This is a genomic window from Lutibacter sp. A80, from assembly GCF_022429645.1.
GTDB lineage: Bacteria > Bacteroidota > Bacteroidia > Flavobacteriales > Flavobacteriaceae > Lutibacter.
Genome location: NZ_CP092480.1, coordinates 770,137 through 791,644 on the forward strand (window position 1 = coordinate 770,137; position 21,508 = coordinate 791,644).

Annotated in this window: 18 protein-coding genes; 1 reads left to right on the top strand and 17 read right to left on the bottom strand. The window is 27.9% G+C overall.

Annotated elements, in window-relative coordinates; genetic code table 11:
* Position 1 precedes the first annotated feature (1 nt).
* Positions 2-1,189: an aspartate aminotransferase family protein gene (locus MHL31_RS03370; protein ID WP_240227672.1), complete on the top strand. Its 1,188-nt coding sequence runs from the start codon at positions 2-4 to the stop codon at positions 1,187-1,189.
* Between the two features lie 20 nt (positions 1,190-1,209).
* On the opposite strand, the gene MHL31_RS03375 is transcribed toward MHL31_RS03370, so the two are convergent.
* The 17 genes from MHL31_RS03375 to glgA all read right to left on the bottom strand — a co-directional run bounded on the left by MHL31_RS03375 (position 1,210) and on the right by glgA (position 21,368).
* Positions 1,210-1,668, bottom strand: coding sequence for a hypothetical protein (locus MHL31_RS03375; RefSeq protein WP_240227673.1), 459 nt, complete (start codon positions 1,666-1,668; stop codon positions 1,210-1,212).
* A 241-nt stretch (positions 1,669-1,909) separates the two neighbouring features.
* Positions 1,910-2,701: a hypothetical protein gene (locus MHL31_RS03380; RefSeq protein ID WP_240227674.1), complete on the bottom strand. Its 792-nt coding sequence runs from the start codon at positions 2,699-2,701 to the stop codon at positions 1,910-1,912.
* A 32-nt stretch (positions 2,702-2,733) separates the two neighbouring features.
* Positions 2,734-3,018, bottom strand: a complete 285-nt coding sequence (locus tag MHL31_RS03385) for a hypothetical protein (RefSeq protein ID WP_240227675.1) — start codon at positions 3,016-3,018, stop codon at positions 2,734-2,736.
* A gap of 79 nt (positions 3,019-3,097) precedes the next feature.
* A complete protein-coding gene (locus tag MHL31_RS03390) occupies positions 3,098-4,465 on the bottom strand; it encodes a hypothetical protein (protein ID WP_240227676.1) in 1,368 nt (455 codons plus the stop codon).
* A gap of 41 nt (positions 4,466-4,506) precedes the next feature.
* Complete coding sequence (locus tag MHL31_RS03395) at positions 4,507-5,061, bottom strand: RNA polymerase sigma factor (protein WP_240227677.1); 555 nt, start codon at positions 5,059-5,061, stop codon at positions 4,507-4,509.
* 47 nt (positions 5,062-5,108) lie between these two features.
* Entirely contained in the window at positions 5,109-5,633 is a 525-nt protein-coding gene (locus MHL31_RS03400; RefSeq protein ID WP_240227678.1) for a hypothetical protein, read from the bottom strand.
* A 1-nt stretch (position 5,634) separates the two neighbouring features.
* Entirely contained in the window at positions 5,635-6,081 is a 447-nt protein-coding gene (locus MHL31_RS03405; RefSeq protein ID WP_240227679.1) for a hypothetical protein, read from the bottom strand.
* 101 nt (positions 6,082-6,182) lie between these two features.
* Positions 6,183-6,737, bottom strand: coding sequence for a TlpA disulfide reductase family protein (locus MHL31_RS03410; RefSeq protein WP_240227680.1), 555 nt, complete (start codon positions 6,735-6,737; stop codon positions 6,183-6,185).
* A gap of 129 nt (positions 6,738-6,866) precedes the next feature.
* Complete coding sequence (locus MHL31_RS03415) at positions 6,867-7,694, bottom strand: prohibitin family protein (protein WP_240227681.1); 828 nt, start codon at positions 7,692-7,694, stop codon at positions 6,867-6,869.
* Positions 7,695-7,831: 137 nt separating this feature from the next.
* Positions 7,832-9,859, bottom strand: a complete 2,028-nt coding sequence (locus MHL31_RS03420) for a VWA domain-containing protein (protein ID WP_240227682.1) — start codon at positions 9,857-9,859, stop codon at positions 7,832-7,834.
* A gap of 48 nt (positions 9,860-9,907) precedes the next feature.
* The gene (gene fabG, locus MHL31_RS03425; protein WP_240227683.1) at positions 9,908-10,654 is read right to left on the bottom strand and encodes a 3-oxoacyl-[acyl-carrier-protein] reductase; all 747 of its coding nucleotides are present in this window, start codon (positions 10,652-10,654) and stop codon (positions 9,908-9,910) included.
* A 153-nt stretch (positions 10,655-10,807) separates the two neighbouring features.
* Positions 10,808-13,207, bottom strand: coding sequence for a glycoside hydrolase family 31 protein (locus MHL31_RS03430; RefSeq protein WP_240227684.1), 2,400 nt, complete (start codon positions 13,205-13,207; stop codon positions 10,808-10,810).
* Positions 13,208-13,347: 140 nt separating this feature from the next.
* Positions 13,348-15,255 (bottom strand): 1,4-alpha-glucan branching protein GlgB, encoded by a 1,908-nt coding sequence (gene glgB, locus MHL31_RS03435; protein WP_240227685.1) that lies wholly within the window; start codon positions 15,253-15,255, stop codon positions 13,348-13,350.
* Positions 15,256-15,258: 3 nt separating this feature from the next.
* Positions 15,259-16,887: a trehalose synthase gene (locus MHL31_RS03440; protein WP_240227686.1), complete on the bottom strand. Its 1,629-nt coding sequence runs from the start codon at positions 16,885-16,887 to the stop codon at positions 15,259-15,261.
* 8 nt (positions 16,888-16,895) lie between these two features.
* Positions 16,896-18,836: an alpha-1,4-glucan--maltose-1-phosphate maltosyltransferase gene (locus tag MHL31_RS03445; RefSeq protein WP_240227687.1), complete on the bottom strand. Its 1,941-nt coding sequence runs from the start codon at positions 18,834-18,836 to the stop codon at positions 16,896-16,898.
* 24 nt (positions 18,837-18,860) lie between these two features.
* Positions 18,861-20,123, bottom strand: coding sequence for a glucose-1-phosphate adenylyltransferase (locus tag MHL31_RS03450; RefSeq protein ID WP_240227688.1), 1,263 nt, complete (start codon positions 20,121-20,123; stop codon positions 18,861-18,863).
* A gap of 45 nt (positions 20,124-20,168) precedes the next feature.
* Complete coding sequence (gene glgA, locus MHL31_RS03455) at positions 20,169-21,368, bottom strand: glycogen synthase (protein WP_240227689.1); 1,200 nt, start codon at positions 21,366-21,368, stop codon at positions 20,169-20,171.
* Positions 21,369-21,508: the final 140 nt, after the last annotated feature.

Sequence of the window (21,508 nt, forward strand, 5' to 3'; positions counted from 1 at the left end):
ATTGAAAACACAATTTTTTAAACACCAAGCACAAACAAGTCCACATCCATTAGCTCTAGAAATATCACATGCAAATGGATCTTATGTGTACGATTCCAATAATAAAATGTATTTAGATTTTATTGCTGGAGTATCAGCAAATACATTAGGACACAATCACCCTGCAATATCAAAAGCTATAAAAGATCAGGTTGATAAATATACACATGTAATGGTTTATGGAGAATTTATTCAGAAACCTCAAATAGCAGTCTGTACTTTACTTGCTAAAAATTTACCAAAAAATTTAGAAACTGTATATTTAACTAATTCTGGAACAGAAGCTACAGAAGGCGCTTTAAAATTAGCAAAACGTTTTACAGGTAGAAGCGAAATTATTGCTGCTAAAAACGGATATCATGGGAATACTCAAGGTTCAATGAGTGTTTGTGGTGCTGAAGAACAAAATAGTGCATTTAGACCATTAGTACCAGGAATTAAATTTATAGAATTTAATAATACGCTAGATTTAGATAAAATTACAGCAAAAACTGCAGGTGTAATTTTAGAAACTATACAAGGAGGCGCTGGTTTTATTGAACCTAAAAATAATTATTTACAAAAAGTACTTGATAAATGTAATGAAGTTGGTGCTTTATTAATTTTAGATGAAATACAATCTGGAATTGGAAGAACAGGAAAATTATTTGGTTTTCAAAATTACATTTCCAGTCCTCATATAATTGTTACAGGAAAAGGATTAGGTGGTGGAATGCCAATTGGAGCATTTATTTCTTCTCTTGAAATTATGAGCTGTTTAAAACAACAACCGAAACTTGGACATATTACTACATTTGGTGGACATCCAGTAATTGCTGCAGCTGCAAATGCTACATTAGAAGAACTCTTAAATTCTAATTTAATTAAAGAAACACTTAGTAAAGAAGCTTTAATTAAAAAATTGTTAGTACACCCACTAATTACTGAAATTAGAGGAAAAGGCTTAATGCTTGCAGTGATGGTTGAAACTAGTGAAATTGCATCAAAAGTAATTTTAAAAAGTTTAGAAAAAGGGCTACTACTTTATTGGTTGTTATTTGAAGGAAGAGCTGTTAGAATTTCGCCTCCCCTTACTATTACTGAAGATGAAATATACAAAGGCTGTAATATTATTATTGAAGTTTTAAATGAAGTTTTAGCTGAATACTAACCAAATATTGGGCTTATAAATTAATCTAATCCTGTACCACAAAATTCAATTATTTTTTGGTATTCTAATCCTGGACCATCACAAGCATTCCAGGTAGAAACTAATTTATCTCCGTCTTCTAAAACCATTAAAACCTCTGTTAAATCATTTGTGCAATTGCCAATTAAATCTGTATTTTCATTAAATAAAAATTTAATATATTTCTGATTATCGATGGTTTTATAAGTATATGTGCCATTTCCATTATAAGTAGAATCGTTGGTAAAACGTGTTTTTACAAACGTACTATCAGTATTTTTTAATACATAAATTTCTTGCCATTCCATTTTAGCTCCAGTAGTTTCAGACCCTTCAAAACCACCAGTCATTTTCACTAATTCATAATATCCTTGAAAACCAGTTATTACTTCCGTTTCATCATCATTAGAACAAGAAATTACTAAAATTATTATTATAAATAGTCCTATTATTTTTTTCATCTTTGATAAATAGTTTATAAAATCTTTGAGACTTTCTAAAAAGTAAGTTTAATAATTTAATTGTTTATTTAAACAGCTGCTGAAACCTGATTAAATACAGAAATTCTTATCAATTTACTTTAAAGTTCGTCTCTTAAGATTTTATATTTTGTAATTAAATTGAAAATTTAATCTATTAACCTATTACCTATACGCGGTAAATTAGCAAAACGCTTCACTTAATATTATTTTTTTTTCAATTTTAATTAAAATTAATATTATTCCAACCATAAATTACAATAGTAACTCCAGAATTTTCTTCAATAACATCTTTTGAAAAATTATTAAGTATGGTTTCTAAATTGTTAAATTCGTCAATATTTGTGTAAGTAAAGAATTTTGAAGGATGATTAACCCAATGTCCATCTGAACTTTCCTGGTAAGGCACTCTTCCTTCTCCATCAAATTCAAAAGTTGTAAAATTTGGATTTTGTTCTAATATTGTTAAAAAATCAGTGTAAATTTCCGTGTTATTCGTATTTGTACCACAAACATAGGCAAATGAATTTTCTGGAATTCTAAACGTTTTATTGTACAATGAATTTGTAAAATTAATATCAAAAGGTTCAATAATTACTTTTTCTTCATTAATTACTATTGAATAAGAATCTATAATATCACCATTAATAAAGGTTATTTTAGTTATGTTTTCAGTTAGATCAATATAAGACGTTGCTGGTCCAATTGCAGTTAAGCACAATTCAGGAATAATTAATCCATCAAACCTTATAATTAGTTCGTTTGTATTTATAAATGCTGTTGTTGCTATGCCATAATTAATACACGGATAAATTTCTTCTGTAATTAATCTCAACTTTAATTGAGGTTCTTGTGCTTCATTAGTTAAATAAATTTCTTCTGGCATAAAAGTTATATCAGACTCAATACTATTTCCGTTAATAAATTCTGAATATTCAGAATTGTTGGATATTTCGTCATTAGAATTACAACTAAAAACTATTAGTGATATAAGTATGAATAAGCTGTTTTTCATTTTGACTATTTTTAAAATTTTATTTAAAGGAATTATTCTATAATTTTTAAGTGCGACAATGGTATGTTTATTAATTCTTGCGCATTTATAGTGTTATTTTTCTTTGCAATTCTTACACTTATAGAATCAATAATTAGAGCTTCAGCTATTACAATTTCATCTTTTTGGAAACACATATCCATAATACCTACAACCCCACCAATAACTACCCTATCGCAATATTTTTCGGTTAAAATATATTCACTTAAAGAAAGATCATCATTTTTAGTACAGGCTATACATGATAAGAATAAAAGTGAAAGCAAAAATAATCTCATATTATTAGTTTTTGTATTTATATAAAAAATCAACACTACTTCCTGCACAAAGTAATCTATTTCAAAACTCTACCTAAGTTTAATTATTCTTAGAAAAGCTAAAATTATACCTTAAATGAACACCGCCACTATTAAAATCTATTTGTTGATTTGTTAATGGTTTTAAAGAGTATTTAAAATAAGGTGCAATTGTAATGGACTGACGTTGATTATTAATAGGTAATTTTATACCAAATGATACGTTTAAATAATTTGCAAAATTAAAGGTATTAGAATTTGCTTCTGTAGTTATTTCTGAATTAGTTTGAACAAGTTCGTATTTTACAATATTATTACCTGAAAAATCTTGAGTACTAATTTGTGATCTTTCATTAACCAAATAATTAGCTTCAATATTTTCTTTAATATACTTTGTTGAAGTTACACCTGCAGCAACAAATAAATCTTTTTTAGCAACAGTAAAATTATATGTTACATTTAAAGGAATTTCTATTCCTTTTATTACAGCTTCTTCTGTAATTAATTGACTATTGCTTTTTGCACTAACAACGTCTGAATACAAAGCAGAAGATTGATTTAAATTTAGTTTTTGATCTGCATAAAAAACACCGGTATTTACATCGAATTTAGATGAAATTGGAATTTCTACAGTTATACCACCAGCAAAACCAATATTTGAACTTCCATTATCTTGATTGTAATCAAAAATTGGTGATACTTCTACTCCAAATTTTAAAGATTTTTTTGATGCTTTTTCAATAACTTCATCGGTCTTTTCAAGAGTAGCTAGTAAATCTTCTTTAATTGCTAAAGTATCTTTTTTTAATTGAGTATTTGTATGGTTTTCAGCAATATCAACTGAATTAACTATACTATCCGAAACTAAAGTTTTAGAGATTAACTTAGTATTTGAGTTAGCTAAAGCCTTATTATTTAATAAATTATTAGTTAAAAATTGAGAACTATCGACTTTAATATTAATTGAATTTGGAGTAGCTATTTTTGTGTTTTTTGCAATACCATTTTCTAGTTTCTTAGTATTATTTTTAAATGGTAAAATATGTTTTTTACGAAAATTAATTGAATCAATATCAGGTGTTTTTGAGTTGTTATTTATACTATCAAAATCACTAGAAGTAATAAAAATAGCTTTGTTAGTTTTTAAGGAATCTATTCGTAAAGAATCATTTTTAGTATCTAAAATAATTTGAGGATTTCTATTGTTTTTAATATTAGAATCTAGATTAAATAAATAGGTTCCTATTCCACCAGCTAAAAGAGTAATTAGCAGAAATGCTGCAATTTTCCAATAGAAAAATACACGTTTTTTTTCATTCTTTACTTTAGCCTGTAACATATTCCAATGCTCAGGATTGTAAGGAATTTCATTATTATTTGAAACCTCTCTAATTTTATCACTTAATATTTTATCAAAATCATATTTCATTTAAATCATTTTATCCTATATATTTTAGTTGTTTGTTAAGTTTAAAAATTTTCATTAATTAAAATTCTTAACTTTTTTTTTGCTCTTGTTAAAAACACTCTAGAAGTACTCTCTCCTATTTCTAGTTTATTAGCAATTTCTTGATGACTAAACCCTTGTATTTCATATAAATTAAAAACCATTCTGTGCATTTCTGGCAATTGATCTAACAGTTTTAAAATATCTTTAATTGTTAAATCTTCAATTATATTACTATCCGCATATACAGTTTCTTCATTATCTATTTCTAAATGATAATAATGTTTTACATTTTTACGATAGCTATCAATTGCTGTATTAATTAATATACGCCTTAACCAATTTTTAAAAGGAATACTACTACTATATCCTTTTTTTTTAATTGAGGAGAAAATTTTTAAAAAGCTATCATTCAAAATACTTACGGCATCATCATTAGAATATGTATATAGCCTACAAATACTTAGAGCATATCCGTAAAAATGCTTGTATAACATCTCTTGGTGCAATACATTACCTTTTTTACATTCTGCAAGTATTATTTTTAAGTATTTTTCTGTAGCTACTTCTTCTTTCAAATTAAACCAACTTAACTAACAAATTATATAAAATTCTAGTTATACTTTTAGTTACTACTTTCAATAATTATATCAGCAGTATTTGTTGAATTATTGCCGATAAAAATATTATAGGTGCAATTATCTTTATAATTATTTTCACCTATTAAATCTTTTAAATTTATTGAGATTGTTTCAGTTATTAAAGCTTCACAATTGTCATTATTAGCATTGTGAATGATTAACAAATTCATAAAACAGGGAGGATCTGTATAAACAATACCATCCCATATTACTTCAAAGCTATGTTGTTTACAACCACCACTATATGAAATACTCACTTCTATTATATCGTCAATCCTATTTGCTTTATTAATTTCAAATAAGTCTGAAGTTTCAATATTACTTAAACGACTCGTTGTTAAAGTGTTAAATACTTCAGAATTAATTCTAAGTAATACCGGTGATGCAAAAGACAACTCATCAAAATTATTGCTATAAGTAAGATTATCGTTTTCGTCTAAAGCACTGCATGAATATAAAACAAATGAAACAATTGTTAGATATAAATAGAAGTGAATCTTATTTTTCATATTAGTTTAGGTCTATTTTTACCTGAACAATTCCTGTAGTATCATCTTCTTCATATTCATAATCTTCAACTTCAAAAGTTGCAACTTCAAAGTAAGTACAAGAATCTGAAGTTCCTTGATCCATATCTAATTGAAAAACGACAGAAATTTCAGGACTTAATTCTATTGTATAGGTTTTAGGCTCTAGCTCCCAACCTATTTGATATAATGATAAAATATATTTTTCATTGTAAAAAACTAATTCAAAATTAACTTCTGTATCAGTATCATCATATACTTTTAAAGCTTCTTCTGTAAAAGCCTCATCCAAAAATAAATTTTCTAATGTTGTGGCATCAACTAAATCAAAATTAAATTGACGTGGAGGAGTATAACAATCTTCGTTATCACCTAAATCGCACGAAATAGTCGAAAATAAAATTACAATTAATAATAAAGTTTTTTTCATTTTTAAATCTTTTAATGTTTATAAATTATTATAACAAAAAGTATTAATTTGTTACAACCTCAATACGTACATTAAAAGCAAAACGCTACACTAAAAACCTTTTATTTTAAAATTAATTGGTCTAGCAGATTTCTAACCTTAGTGCTATTCCAATCTGCAGCTCCCGTTTTAGAAATTAAAATTTTTCCTTCTTTGTCTATTAAATAAGTAGCAGGAATACTATTGGTTTCTGTAAATTTTGAAGGTGGTGCACTTACTGAATTATAACTAGGAAGATTGTACTCATTTTTCAAGTAAAATTCCTCTACTGTTTCCCAATTTTCATTGGTAACAAATACAAAGGCTACTTTATCTTTATAATCATTATACAACTCTTGTATCATAGGCATTTCTGCTCTACAAGGTGGACACCAAGTTGCCCAAAAGTTAACAAAAACTACTTTATCTTCAAGTTCTTTAAAGTTTATACTTGTTGTATTTAAGCCATTTAATTGCCAATTGTAGGTGTCTATTTTTTCAGTAGTTTCAGTGTCTATTGAAGGTGAAAAAGCAACTTGTCTCATAAACCATTCACGAGAAGGAGGATATAATATAAGTGCAATTGCTAAAATAAATATTACATTTGAAATAGACTTTTTGTTTAATTTGAATTTCATAAGTTGCTATTTATTATTTTGATTAAGGTTTTATTATTTGTTGTAATTTATATTAAAACCTTACATAATGTGAAAAGAGGCTAAATAAAAATTAAATTTTTATTTAGCCTCTTTTAGAATCGTTATTTTTTATTGATTTCCTAAAATAATAGGCATTCCATCTTTACCACTTCCAATAACAATTACTTTACTATTTGAAGAGTTAGATAGTTTTAAGGTTGCTTCAATACCTTTATCACGAAGAATTTGATCGTTTAAAGAAGCGCTTAAAATACGGTTAGCATCAGCTTTACCTTGTGCTTCAATTCTAACTTTTTCAGCTTCTTTTTCTGCTGTAACTAATCTAAATTCATATTCTAAAGATTCTTGTTCTTGTTTTAATTTACGTTCAATTGCATCTTTAATAGTTGGAGGTAAAGTTACATCACGTACTAAAACTTCATTTAATTGAATATGTTGATCTTCTAAAATAATTTTAGTTTCTTCAAAAATTTCATTCTGAATTACATCTCTTTTACTTGAATATAATTGCTCTGGAGTATAACGTCCAACTACACTTCTAGCTGCTGAACGCAAAGCAGGTTTAATAATACGTTCTAAATAATTTTCTCCAATTTGCTGGTGTAATTTACCTAGTTCAGCTGCTTTTGGTAAATACCAAGTAGATGTTTCTAACAAAATATCTAAACCATTTGAAGAAAGTACTTTCATTTTTTCAGAAAGCTCTTGTTGACGCACTTCATAAACATAAACTTCGTTCCAAGGAGCAACTAAATGAAACCCTTCTCCTAATGGAGGTTCATCTGTTACTACACCTCCACCAAAACGTTCCCATAAAACTCCAGCTTCCCCTGAATCTAAAGTTACAGTTGATTTTGATAAAAATATGATTACTATAATCCCAATAAAAATTAAGGGCATTAAGGTTTTTGGTAATTGTAATTGTCCGTTACTCATGTTTAGTTTATTTTTAAGTTTAATTACAAAAATACAAAACAGAATTTATATAATTCTGTTTTGCAAATAAATAAACTCTCAATATTTTGTTAAAACTAGAGTTAGTTAAGCCCAATTAAATTTTTAAAAAATAACTACTAAATTTTACCGTAATATTTGCGTAAAAACCATTCTATACTAAGTAAAAAAATAATAAAGCCCAACAACCATTTAATATTTATAAAAGGTGTTTTAATTACTTTATTTTTTTGAATGCTTTTAAAACGTGTATCTATTTTTAGATCGGAAATTAATTTTTCAGAATTCTTATTAAAATACAGAGCTCCTTTAGTGTTTTTTGAAAAAATTTCTAATTGTTTATAATTAGAATTAGGAAACTGCTTTTCTACCTCAAAAGGTACTACTTTAAAGCTTCCAGAGGCAGATGTATTATTATTTTCAACTGTAACATCGTACACATATTCTCCTGGAGGAATATTTGTTAATTCAACATTAAACTGATTATTAAAAACCGTAAACGGAATTTTTTTAATAAAATTTGTGGTTTTATTAGTAACTGTTAACCAAAGTTCAGCTCTAGGATCAAAATTATAATTTTCGTCTAAATAACTCGCAGAAAACTTAATTGTTTCATTAGCATAATACAAAGATTTTATAGCAACATTTAGCCTATTATTTTTTAAGTCTGAAGATAAATATTGTACTAAATTTGACATAAAACCATCAAATAGTTCAAAAGTTTTAGTTTCTGAAAAACTATTCATTCTCCACCTCCAACTATTTTCACCAAACAAAACAGCTCCTTTTTGATTATTTTTTTGAAAAGTAGCTAATAAAGGTTGTGTGGTTTCTATAGTTCCAATTTTTTGAAATAATAATGTGTTTACTGGAACTGAAAAAGTAATATCACCAAAATAATCTTCTAAAGGTGCAAAACTAGAAAATCCTATATCTGCACTTATAAAACTACCATAATCCAAGTTAAAAAACGGATGGTATTCTTCATACTGTGAAAGTGCATTTTTTTTAAAATGATTTTGATTATTATTTAAAAAATTCCAATCCGTTGCCAATCCTGAAACCACAAAATAATTTATTTTTTTATCTAAAACATCCGTAAAAACTGACTTAAATAAATTGTTCGGCTGATAAAGTATAACTAACTGATAATCATTTATATCTTCATTAAAATCATTAATATTTTTTATAGTTACAGAACGTTGTTTATTACTTTCTATGGATTTTTTTAACATCCCTAAATCTGGATGTATAACTGAAGTTAAAACTAAAATCTCAGCAACTTCTTCTATTACATTTACACTAAAATTTTTAGTATTATTTACCGTATTTTTCTCATTTTCTAAAGCTTCAATTTTTGCAGTATAATAATGTGTTCCGGCTGTATTTGAAGTTAAATAAAAAGAAATTTCTTGTACATTATCTACTGAAGAAAAATCTAACATTTTAGTAAAAACTTTTGTGTTTTTATCAAAAACCGTTAATTTTTTTGAAACAGTTTTACTACCAGTATAATTAATAAATAGCTCTACAGGTAATTTATTATTAATGTACGTGTTTTTATTAGTGTTTAATTTACTTATTGAAATATCTTCAAAAACTGTTGTATCACCTACAATATAAGAAAAAACAGGACTTTTATAATTTACAAACTCAATGGCATTCCCAATAGTTGAATTTCCATCGGTTATTAATAGTACTGGATTATTATCTGACTTATATAGGTTAGAAAATTCTAAAAAAGGTTTAGATAAATTAGTATTACTTTCATTAAAACTTAAAGAATCTAACGTAGTTAAAGCAGTACCAAATGTATAATAAGAAATACCATATTTAGTATTTAATTCAGCATCATTTTTTAATTTTTCAACCAGATTTTCAATATTTTTGGTTTGTAAACTATGCTTTATAGAAGCTGAATTATCTATTGCAATAAGTAAATTTGGTTTTATTACTGTAATATTATTTTTATCAATTGTAGGATTAATAATTAAAAGTAATAATGTAAAAACACTTAAAAAGCGTAAAAAAGAAAGCCAATAGTTTAATTGGCTTTTCTCTTTATTTTTAAATATATATTGAAAAAAAGCTAAACATAGAGCGACAGTAAAGGCTAAAATAATAAGTAAAATAGTTACTGTATTCATGTTTTTTTATTGCTTTTTTAGGGTAGTATAAAATTTTCAGATTTTAAATTAGGTTAACATACCACCATCAACACTTAATGTTTGTCCTGTTATATATGAACTCATATCAGATGCTAAAAACACACAAGCATTTGCTATATCTTCTGGAGTACCTCCTCGTTTTAATGGAATAGCATTTCTCCACTCTTTAACAGTATCTTCGGGTAAACTTGCTGTCATTTCAGTTTCAATAAAACCAGGAGCAACTACATTACTTCTAATATTTCTAGAACCCAATTCTAAAGCAACAGATTTAGAAAAACCAACAATACCTGCTTTAGAAGCTGCATAATTTGTTTGACCAGCATTTCCTTTTAATCCAACTACAGAACTCATATTAATAATTGAGCCAGCACGTTGCTTCATCATTGGTCTAATTACTGCTTTTGTTAAATTAAATACCGATTTTAAATTAACTTCAATTACTTTATCAAAATCTTCTTCAGTAATACGCATTAACAAATTATCTTTTGTAATTCCAGCGTTATTTATTAAAATGTCAATAGTTCCAAATTCTTTTAATACGTCTGCTGCCAATTCTTGAGCTGCATCAAAATTAGCTGCATTTGATTGGTAACCTTTTGCTTTTACGCCATACGTTTCTAATTCCTTTTCTAATGCAATAGCTGCATCTACAGACGAACTGTAAGTAAATGCTACATTTGCGCCTTGTTTTGCAAATACTTGAGCAATTCCCTTCCCTATTCCTCTAGTTGCACCAGTAATTAAAGCTGTTTTATTATTTAAAAGTTTCATTCTTTTTAATTTTTAATAGTGATTGTAATTATAAATCAAATATACATAATTGATATAAAAAAGACTGCTTTTAAAACAGTCTCTTTATTACTTTGTTAAAATCTATTAATTTAATGTCAAAATTAAATAGTAATACATTTTAAAATTTAATTATTATTCACTTGTAATATAAATTTCTCTAAATTCTTTAGTAACATCAAATGTTACATTACCATTGATATTAGAAATATCAATTTCTTCATTATCAATTTCAATTTTTTGTATTTTAAATGGTAACCCGTGAATATTTATTTTAAAAGTATTATATGGTGAAATATATTTCCCTGATTTAAATTGTTGTATTGTTAATGAATCATCTTTACCAACTTGAGTAAAATTTCTTAAACTGTACCTTCCTTTTTTATAATCATACCCATCGTGTGCATCTTCATAAACTTCAGAAGTTTCTTTACCATTTTTATAATATAAATCTAACACCAGCTGATCTATTTCTTTTTCTCCAACATATTGTTGCACAGGATATTTAGGGATAATTGCTCCTTCTTTAATAAAAATTGGCATGCTATCAATATCAGCATCAACCCATAATTCTTCACCTCCTGTTACAATTGAACTATCCCAGAAATTATACCATTTCCCTCTAGGAATATACATACGTCTTCCTTTAGAATTTGCTTCTAAAATTGGACAAATCAATATTTTTTCTCCAAAAATAAACTCATCATTTCTATAATGTGTGTGCGGATCTTTTTGATCGAATAACACCAATGATTTTAAAATTGGAATTCCTTCATTAGTATATTTCCAAAAAGAAGAATATAAATAAGGTAATAATTGATATCTAATTTCAATAAATTTTCTAACAATATCTGTTATCGTTGATCCAAATACCCAAGGTTCTTGATCTCCGTGATCTCCTGAAGAATGTACTCTACAAAATGGGTGAAAAACACCTAATTGAATCCAACGCGCAAATAATTCTCCTGTTGGTTGTTCAGCAAAACCACCTATATCTGACCCTGAAAAAGAGAAACCAGACATACATAAACGTTGTGCTTGTTGATTTGCAATTGATAAATGATCCCAAGTTGCAACATTATCACCTGTCCAAGTAGACGTATAGCGTTGTGTTCCAGAATAAGCAGCTCTTGTTATTACAAATGGGCGTTTTGGATAGCTAAATTTCTTTAAACCATGATATGTTGCACGTGCCATTTGCATACCGTAAACATTATGTGCTTTTCTATGGCTACATTGATTTCCATCATAGTCATGACGAACATCATCTGGAAAAGATTTTCCAGGAACATCCATTACTGCAGGTTCGTTCATATCATTCCAAACTCCATTTACCCCAATTTCTTCAATTAATTCTTTAAATAATTCTGACCACCACTCACGTACTTCTGGATTTGTGTAGTCTGGAAAATAACATTCTCCTGGCCAAACTTTTCCTTTCATATACGGACCATCTGCTCGTTTACAAAAATAATCGTTCTCTAAACCTTCTTTAAAAACACTGTATTCAGGATCAATTTTAATTCCTGGATCTATAATTGCAATTGTTTTAAAACCATCATCTGCAAGTTCTTTCACCATTCTTTTTGGTTCTGGAAAATACTCTTTATTCCAAGTAAAACATCTAAAACCTTCCATATAGTCAATATCTAAATATAAGGCATCACAAGGAATTTGTAGCTCTCTAAATTTTGCAGCAAGATCTTTAACTTTACTTTCCGGATAATAGCTCCATTTACATTGGTGAAAACCTAGAGCCCATAAAGGTGGCATATGTTGTGGCCTCCCTGTTAAGTCGGTATAATTAGAAACAACATCTTTCATTTCTGGTCCATACATAAAATAGTAGTTCATTTCACCACCATCTGCCCAAAAACTAGTTACATTTCTTTTTTCACTACAAAAATCGAAATGCGTTTTAAAAGTATTATCAAAAAATACTCCATAAGATTTATTTTTGTGCAAAGCTGTATAAAATGGTATGGCCTTATAAATTGGATCTGTACCTCTAACATAAGCATACGAATCTGTAACCCAATTTTGAAAGCGTTTTCCTTTTAAGTTATTTTCTACAGGTTTGTCTCCTAAACCATAATAATTTTCACCTTGTTGAGCTGCTAATGACATTTTTACAATATCACCTCCAAAATGATAACTTTCTTCCCAATGAAATCCTATTTCATCTTCTAAAATTAAAGAATTATCTTTAGCATCAAAAATGGATTTTCTCATATCTTCTTTAGAAATATGACAAATTAATTTTGCTGTTGTAATTATATATTTTTTATCGTCTTCTGTAATTTCTAAATGATTATATCCTTTACTTGCATACATTGTAATTCCGTAAGAAAAATCATTTTCAAACAAACCTGTTGTACTATATCTAAAGCGCAAAACACTGTCTCTTTCAACTGTAAGTTGTAACACTACATTATTCTCGCTTTTAAAATAAAGAATATTTACATGTTTTTTATAAAAAATTATTTTTGAAGGGTATAAATTCCCTTTATATTCTAATTCGGTACTTAAAATCATATTTTACATTCATTTTTTAGTAGTGCAAACCTACTAATTTTTATCATATTAAAAACTAAATAAATTGCTAAAAAAACACCATTAATAATTAAATAAATTAAAAATTAATGGTGTAAATAAGGTTATAATTTAAAAATATACTATTTTATCTCAAAAATGGCGATTCCTAACGGAGATAACTTAATTTCAGCTGAATACGGTTTATTATTCCAAGAAACTGCTTTACTTGTTAACATTCTAGGGTTCCCAACTCCACTACCACCAAACTTAACATTATCACTATTAAAAATTTCTTTTAATTTTAATTTTGATGGAAGACCAATTCTGTATTTTTCTATAATATTTGGAGTAAAATTACATACAACTACTAAATTATCTTTTTCATTATTTCCTTTTCTAATATAAGAAATAACTGAATTTTCAGCATCGTCTAAACTAATCCACTCAAAACCTTCTTGACTAAAACCTTTTTCAAATAATGCAGGTTTAGATCTATATAAAGTGTTTAGTTCTTTATAGAAGTTTTGTAAATCTTTATGAGATTTATATTGCAACATGTGCCAATCTAAACTTTCTTGAAAATTCCATTCGTTTTGTTGACCAAACTCACCACCCATAAACAATAATTTTGTTCCAGGATGTGTAAACATATAACCATACATTAATCTAAGGTTGGCAAAACGTTGCCATTCATCTCCTGGCATTCTTCCTAAAATAGATTTTTTACCATATACTACTTCATCGTGAGAAAGTGGTAACATAAAATTTTCTGTAAAAGCATAAGCTAAACTAAAAGTAATATCATTTTGATGGTATTTTCTATACACAGGATCTTTAGTAAAATACTCTAAGGTGTCGTGCATCCATCCCATCATCCATTTCATACCAAAGCCTAAACCACCCATATTTGTTGGTTTAGAAACCATTGGAAATGCAGTAGATTCTTCGGCAATTGTTTGAACATCTGGAAACGATTTGTAAACCTCTTCGTTTAATTCCTTTAAAAATGATATTACAGCTAAATTTTCATTTCCTCCATATATATTAGGTTCCCATTCACCATCTTCACGCGAATAATCTAAAAATAACATTGAAGCAACGGCATCTACTCTTAAGCCATCTACATGGTATTGGTCTAACCAAAATATAGCATTACTTATTAAAAAAGAGCGTACTTCATTACGTTCGTAATTAAAAATTAAACTTTTCCAATCTTGATGATAGCCTTTACGTTTATCTGGGTGTTCATACAATTCAGAACCATCAAAATACCCTAAACCATGTGCATCTTCTGGAAAATGAGAAGGTACCCAGTCTAAAATTATTCCAATTCCACTTTCATGTAATTTATCTACTAAGTATTTAAATTCATCTGGATATCCAAATCGTGATGTTGGAGCAAAATAACCTGTAATTTGGTATCCCCAAGATGGATCGTAAGGATATTCCATAATTGGCATAAATTCTACATGTGTAAAATTCATTTCTTTTACGTAAGCTACTAAATCATCAGCCAATTCAAAATATGATAAAAACCTATCTTCTGTAGCATGGCGTTTCCAAGATCCTAGATGTACTTCATATACAGAATATGGAGCATCTATAGCATTGTGATCTTTTCTTGTTTTTAACCATTTTTTATCTTTCCACTGGTAATTATCTTCCCACACAACAGAAGCTGTTTTAGGAGGATGTTCACATCTTCTAGCATAAGGATCTGCTTTTTCAGATATATAACCATTATTATTTGAATGAATTTTATATTTATAATTCATTCCTTTTTCTACAAGTGGGATAAAACCTTCCCAAATTCCAGATGAATCCCAGCGTACATTTAATTGGTGTTCTCCATCTTTCCATCCATTAAAATCTCCAATTACAGAAACTTGATTTGCTGTTGGAGCCCAAACAGCAAAATAAACACCTTCTACCCCATTTACTGTGGTAATATGTGAACCAAATTTTTCAAATAATCTGTAGTGTTTTCCTGCTTTAAAAAGGTTGATATCAAAATCGGTAAATAAGCTATATGGTTGTACGTTTGTCATAAATTAATTATTAATAAGGTTTGAAATTCCTTTTAAAGGAATTACAGCCCAAGCTGGCCGTGAATTTAATTCGTAACCTAATTCGTATATTGCTTTTTCTAACAAACAATATTCTAGCATAAAGTTACGCTCTTGTCTATAGCCAATATTTAAATTAGCTTGTTCTACAGTATTTATATAGGTTTCTAAAAAAACACCTGTAAAATATGCGTATAATAATTCTGCTGCATTAAAAAGTGCTTTTTGAGATTTATTATACTTGTTTTTATTGTCAAAAATTGTTGCATAAATTGCATAATGAAATGATCGAAAAAGTCCTGCAACATCTTTCATTGGAGGTTGTTTTACTTGTCTATCTCTAATAGTACTTTCTGGTTCACCTTCAAAATCTAAAATATAAAAATCTTCATTATGCACTAAAATTTGACCTAAATGATAATCTCCATGAACTCTAATACGCTCACCTTTTAATTTAGTCCAATCAAATTTTAAAAACCTACTTCGTATCAAACTTTTTTTACACAGTAAATCCTTTGCCATTTCTAGGCTATAATCATCTAACTTATGTAAATTGTTTTCTATACTATTTAATCTATTTTGAAACTGGTAAATCATTCTATTTTTTAACCAAACAGAGTAATCTCCATTAAAATGTGTAGGTGTAAAAGCAGTATCTTCAAACTCTGAACCTAAATTAATATGCATTTCAGCTGTGCGTTTCGCTAAAACTTTAATTTTTAAAAATATACTTAATCCTACCCAATCTATAATTCTATGTGGAATATCATGTATTTTTAAACTTTTATAAAGTTCGGGTTCTGGTAAATTATTTATATCAATATTTTTAGTATCTAAAGTCTCAAAAATTTTATCAATTTTCGTTAAAAAAACATCCCAAGCATCTCCTTCATTTTCAATTAGTTCTTGCATCACTGCAATAGTTACAACTTCTTCATCTTTATCTATTAAATTAATACTTCCCAAGTACCTTGGTGTATTTTTAAAATCTTTAATATCTGTCAAGAACCTATTCATTTCATAATCTGGATTCTTGTTAGCAAAAATTCTACGAAAGAATTTTAACACATACTTATCATTAAAAATTAATGAAGTATTACTTTGTTCTAACCCCATTAATCTAGAAGAAGTATAAGTGATATTAGAAAATAAATCACTTTTATGATACCTTACTTTAGTTTTATCAACTTGTTCAGCATTAGAAATACGTTCAAAAACAAGTTTTCTAAATGCTTCTAAATTTACTGCATCTATAATATATCCACTTTGATTTTTTATACTTACAGGAAGAATTCTATCTTTTTTTGCAAAATTTTCATCTGAAACAAATGCAATTGGAATAAAATAATGGTGGAAAAATGCTTCAACAAAATCTACTTCTAAAATCAACCCAAAATACACTTCATTATTTTGTTGAATTCTAAAATATTCAGCTAATTCTATATATTTAATCTTACTTGCCTTACCTCCATACCATCGTTGTTTAACAATGTAATTTTCGAGTACATCAGACAAAAATACTTTTAAAAAGTCTTTGTTATCTAATAATTCTTCCCAGGCAACATCAAAATTATACATTGTAGTTAAGTTAGAATTTATAGCATCTTCACTCATTTTACTACTTATTTTGTTATTTTAAATATATGAAATGGTATAGATGTGTGTAATTTTATATAATTCCATTCATCATGCCAATCATACGTTATTTCAGTTATTAAATCCGTAACTTTTAAATGATGACCAAATCCAATACCCAAATCATGTAAAGGTACTTTTAGCATACCTTGTTGCGTATTGTATTCGTCTAAACTAATAATAATTAACAGTTCATTTTCTTTAGCATCATCCCATTTGTAAAATGCAATTAAATTATCATTGTTTATAGAACAGAACTTAATATTATTGGTTTGCTGTAATGCTTTATGTGTATTACGTATTTTATTAACTTTCGTTATTATTGATGTTAATTTATTTTGTTTAAACCAATCGTAATTACAAATTTGAAATTTTTCTGAATTTAAATACTCTTCTTTACCTATAATAGCTTCATCAATCATTTGTTCAAAAACAGGTCCATAAATTCCAATATTAGAACTTAAGGTAGCTGCCAAAACATAACGTTGCATATATTTAGATTCGTTTGCACCTTGTAAATGAAACGGATTAATATCTGGTGTATTTGGCCAAAAATTAGGTCTCATATACTCTTTTTGATCTGTTTTTGTTAACTCTTCAACATACTCGGTAATTTCATGTTTATTATTTCTCCAAGTAAAATAAGTATATGATTGTGTGTAGCCCTCTTTAGCAAGTTGCTGCATTACTTTAGGCATTGTAAAAGCTTCTGCTAAAAATATAACATCTGGATATTTAGCTTTTACTTTAGAAATAATCCAATTCCAAAAATAAAATGGTTTAGTATGTGGGTTATCAACTCTAAATACTTTAATACCACAATTAATCCAATAATATAAAGTATCTAAGCATTCATCCCATAAACTTTCAAAATCTTCACTTTCCCAATATATTGGTAAAATATCTTGGTATTTTTTTGGCGGATTTTCAGCATATTGTACTGTTCCATCTGGTCTCCATTTAAACCAAGATGGATGCTCTTTTACCCAAGGATGATCTGGTGCAGCTTGCAATGCATAATCCATGGCAACTTCTATACCTAATTTTGAAGCTTTTTTAACAAGAGCTTTAAAATCTTGAACAGTACCTAATTGTGGATGAATACTTTTATGTCCACCATCTTTTGATCCAATTCCCCAACAAGAGCCCACATCTCCATCAAAAGCCTCTGTAGTATTATTTTTCCCTTTTCTATTTACTTCTCCAATTGGATGAACAGGAGGAAAATACAATGTATCAAAGCCCATTTCTGCCACTTTTGGCAGTAATTTTTCACAGTCTTTAAATGTACCGTGTACATTGTCTTTTTGTGATGCTGAACGTGGAAAAAGCTCATACCAAGTACTAAACCTTGCTTTTAATCTATCTACATATACGTAAAGTTCTTTAGAAGTATTAACTAATTTTTTTTCTGGATATTTTAAAAATATGGTATATAATTTTTGACTTGTTGCTTCTTTAATTGCATCATTATATTTAGAAGTGTCTGAAAAAAATCCAATTAACTTTTTTAAGTATTTTTTTTCTGAAACAGTTGCTTTTTTTTCACATTTTTTTAAAAAATCTAAACCTTCTAATAATTCTGAATGTACTATTTGGTGATCGTCAATTTTTCTATGAATTCCATGTTGCCAATTTAAGGCATAATCTACCCATCCAATAATTTTGTAAGCAAACACCCCTTGTTTATCAACCGTAAAAGAAGCACACCAATTATTATTATCTCTTGGTTGCATTCTAATTTCACTCCATTTTTTAGATTTTTCGTGTTTATAAAGTACTCCGGCAGCAATAATATCATGACCATCTGCTAACACATCCGCATTAACATTAACAACCTCATTTACAACACGTTTTATTTGAAAATCCCCATTATTTAATTGAGGTGTAATATTTTCAATTAAAACTCTTCTTTGATTCTTCTGCATATAAAAAAATAATTAATATCTAATTTAAATTGTAAATCCGTTTGGAATTATTGCATCTTTTTTAACAACAACAATACCATCTCTAATAGCATAAATATCGTTTTCTGTATCTTCTAAATGTGGACCACCACTAATTCTCACATCATCACCTATACAGCAGTTTTTATCTAAAATTGCATTTTTAACAAAACATCTGTTACCAATACCCATTGATACAATTTTTTCATTTAAAATATCTTCTAATGGTTGATAAAAATCACTACCCATCATATATGTATTTATTACAGTAGATTCTTCACCAATTTTAGAACGTACTCCAATAACAGAATGTTCTATTTTGCCAGCATTAATTATACAACCATCTGCAATAACAGTTTTATCTAAAATTGTACCTGAAATTTTTGTTGTAGGCAACATTCTAGCGTGTGTATAAATACGTTTTTCTCTACTGTATAAATCAAATTTTGGAAAATCATCGGTTAAACCCAAATTAGCTTCAAAGAAAGAATCTATATTACCAATATCTGTCCAATAGCCTTCATATTGATAACTCAATGTTAAATGATCTTCAATAGATTGTGGTATAATTTCTTTTCCAAAATCTATGGTATCAGGGTTTTTCATCAGCTCAATTAATAGATCTCTGTTGAATATATAAATTCCCATAGAAGCTAAGTAATTTCTTCCTTCAGCTTTCATTCCATCACTAACATCTGAAGTCCAATCTGGTAATAAAGATGCGTCAGGTTTTTCAATAAAAGATGTAATTCTATTATTATCGTCAGCTTTTAAAATTCCAAAAGATGTTGCATCTTTAGCATTTACAGGGATTGTTGCAATTGAAATAGCAGCTTTTGCTTTTACATGGGCTTTCACCATTTTTTCAAAATCCATTTGATACAACTGATCTCCAGATAAAATTAAAGCATAGTCAAAATCATGTCTTAAAAAATGATGCATACTTTGTCGTACAGCATCTGCAGTTCCTTGAAACCACCCTTTATTTCCAGGTGTTTGTTCAGCAGCTAAAACATCAACAAAAGCTGAACTAAAAAAACTAAAATGATACGTATTTTTTATGTGTCTATTTAAAGATGCAGAATTAAATTGCGTTAAGACATACATCTGTTTTATATTTGAATTTATACAATTTGAAATTGGAATATCTACCAATCTATATTTTCCTGCAATTGGTACTGCTGGTTTTGAACGTGTTTCTGTTAATGGATGCAACCTCGATCCTTGTCCACCTCCTAAAATAATGGATAAAACTTTTTGTTTTGACATAACTTTTTCTTTCTAAGTTTAAATATATTTTATAATTAAATGTAATTAAATCAACGATTTATATAAGCTTTCAACTTGACCAGCAATTGCAGCCCAATCAAAGTGCTCTTCCACTCTTTTTCGTCCATTAACTTCCATTTTATTTCGTAATTCTTTATCTTTAACTACCTTATTTACACCTTCTGCTAAATCTCTTGCAAATTTATCTGGGTTAACAGGTTCAAACGGTGCTTCAGTTTGTTGTTCTACTGGTATTAAAATACCTGTTTTTCCATCAACAACAACTTCTTTAATACCACCAACTGCACTTGCCACTACCGCCGTATTACAAGCCATTGCTTCAATATTTATAATTCCAAAAGGCTCATAAATTGAAGGACAACAAAAAACAGTTGCGTGAGAATACAATTGAATAACCTCTTTTTTAGGTAACATTTCATCAATCCAAATAACATTTTCTCTTGCTTTTTTAACTTTACTAACACTTGCCTTCATTTCTTCTGCAATTTCAGGAGTATCTGGAGCCCCTGCACATAGCACTATCTGTGTATCTGGATCAATATATTTTATAGCATTTACCAGATGTATTATTCCTTTTTGTCTTGTAATTCTACCTACAAAAAGCACATATGGCTTAGATGCATCTATACCAAAACGCTCTAATGTTGAGGTTTCAGAAGTAACAATATATTCTTTTAAATTTATTCCATTGTAAATCACTTTTACTTTTTCATCTTCAACATCAAAATATTTTAAAACATCCTCTTTTGTTTCCTTAGAAACAGCAATTACAGCATCTGCCATTTCAATAGCCGTTTTTTCAATCCAAGATGAAGCTTCATAACCGTGGCCTAATTGTTCTCTTTTCCAAGGTCTAAGAGGTTCTAAAGAGTGTGTAGTAATTACCAATGGTACTCCATAACATAATTTTGCAACTATTCCTGCAAATTGGGCATACCATGTATGACAATGAACAATATCGGCATCAAATTCAGCGTTCATATGAAGACAGGTATTTAAACTATTAAATACTGCTTTTAACTTATCGTCCGATTTCTCAAATACTTGATTATTATAAGGAAAACCTTTAACACTCATGTTTCCTGAACTTGAATCTTGATCACCAAAGCATTTTATATCAATTTCCATTAATTTTTCTAACTCATTGGCTAAATATTCAACAACTACTCCTGCTCCACCATAAACATAAGGAGGAAATTCTTTTGTATAAAATAATGCTTTCATAAATTTAGTTTCAAATAATATTTTTTTATAAATTTTAGTTTTTCTAATTTTCGAATGAATAAGCAATTTTTAATGAGAGAAAATCAAATTTTAACATAGCATTTTCAATCAATAAATATAAAGTATTTTAACTAATTTAT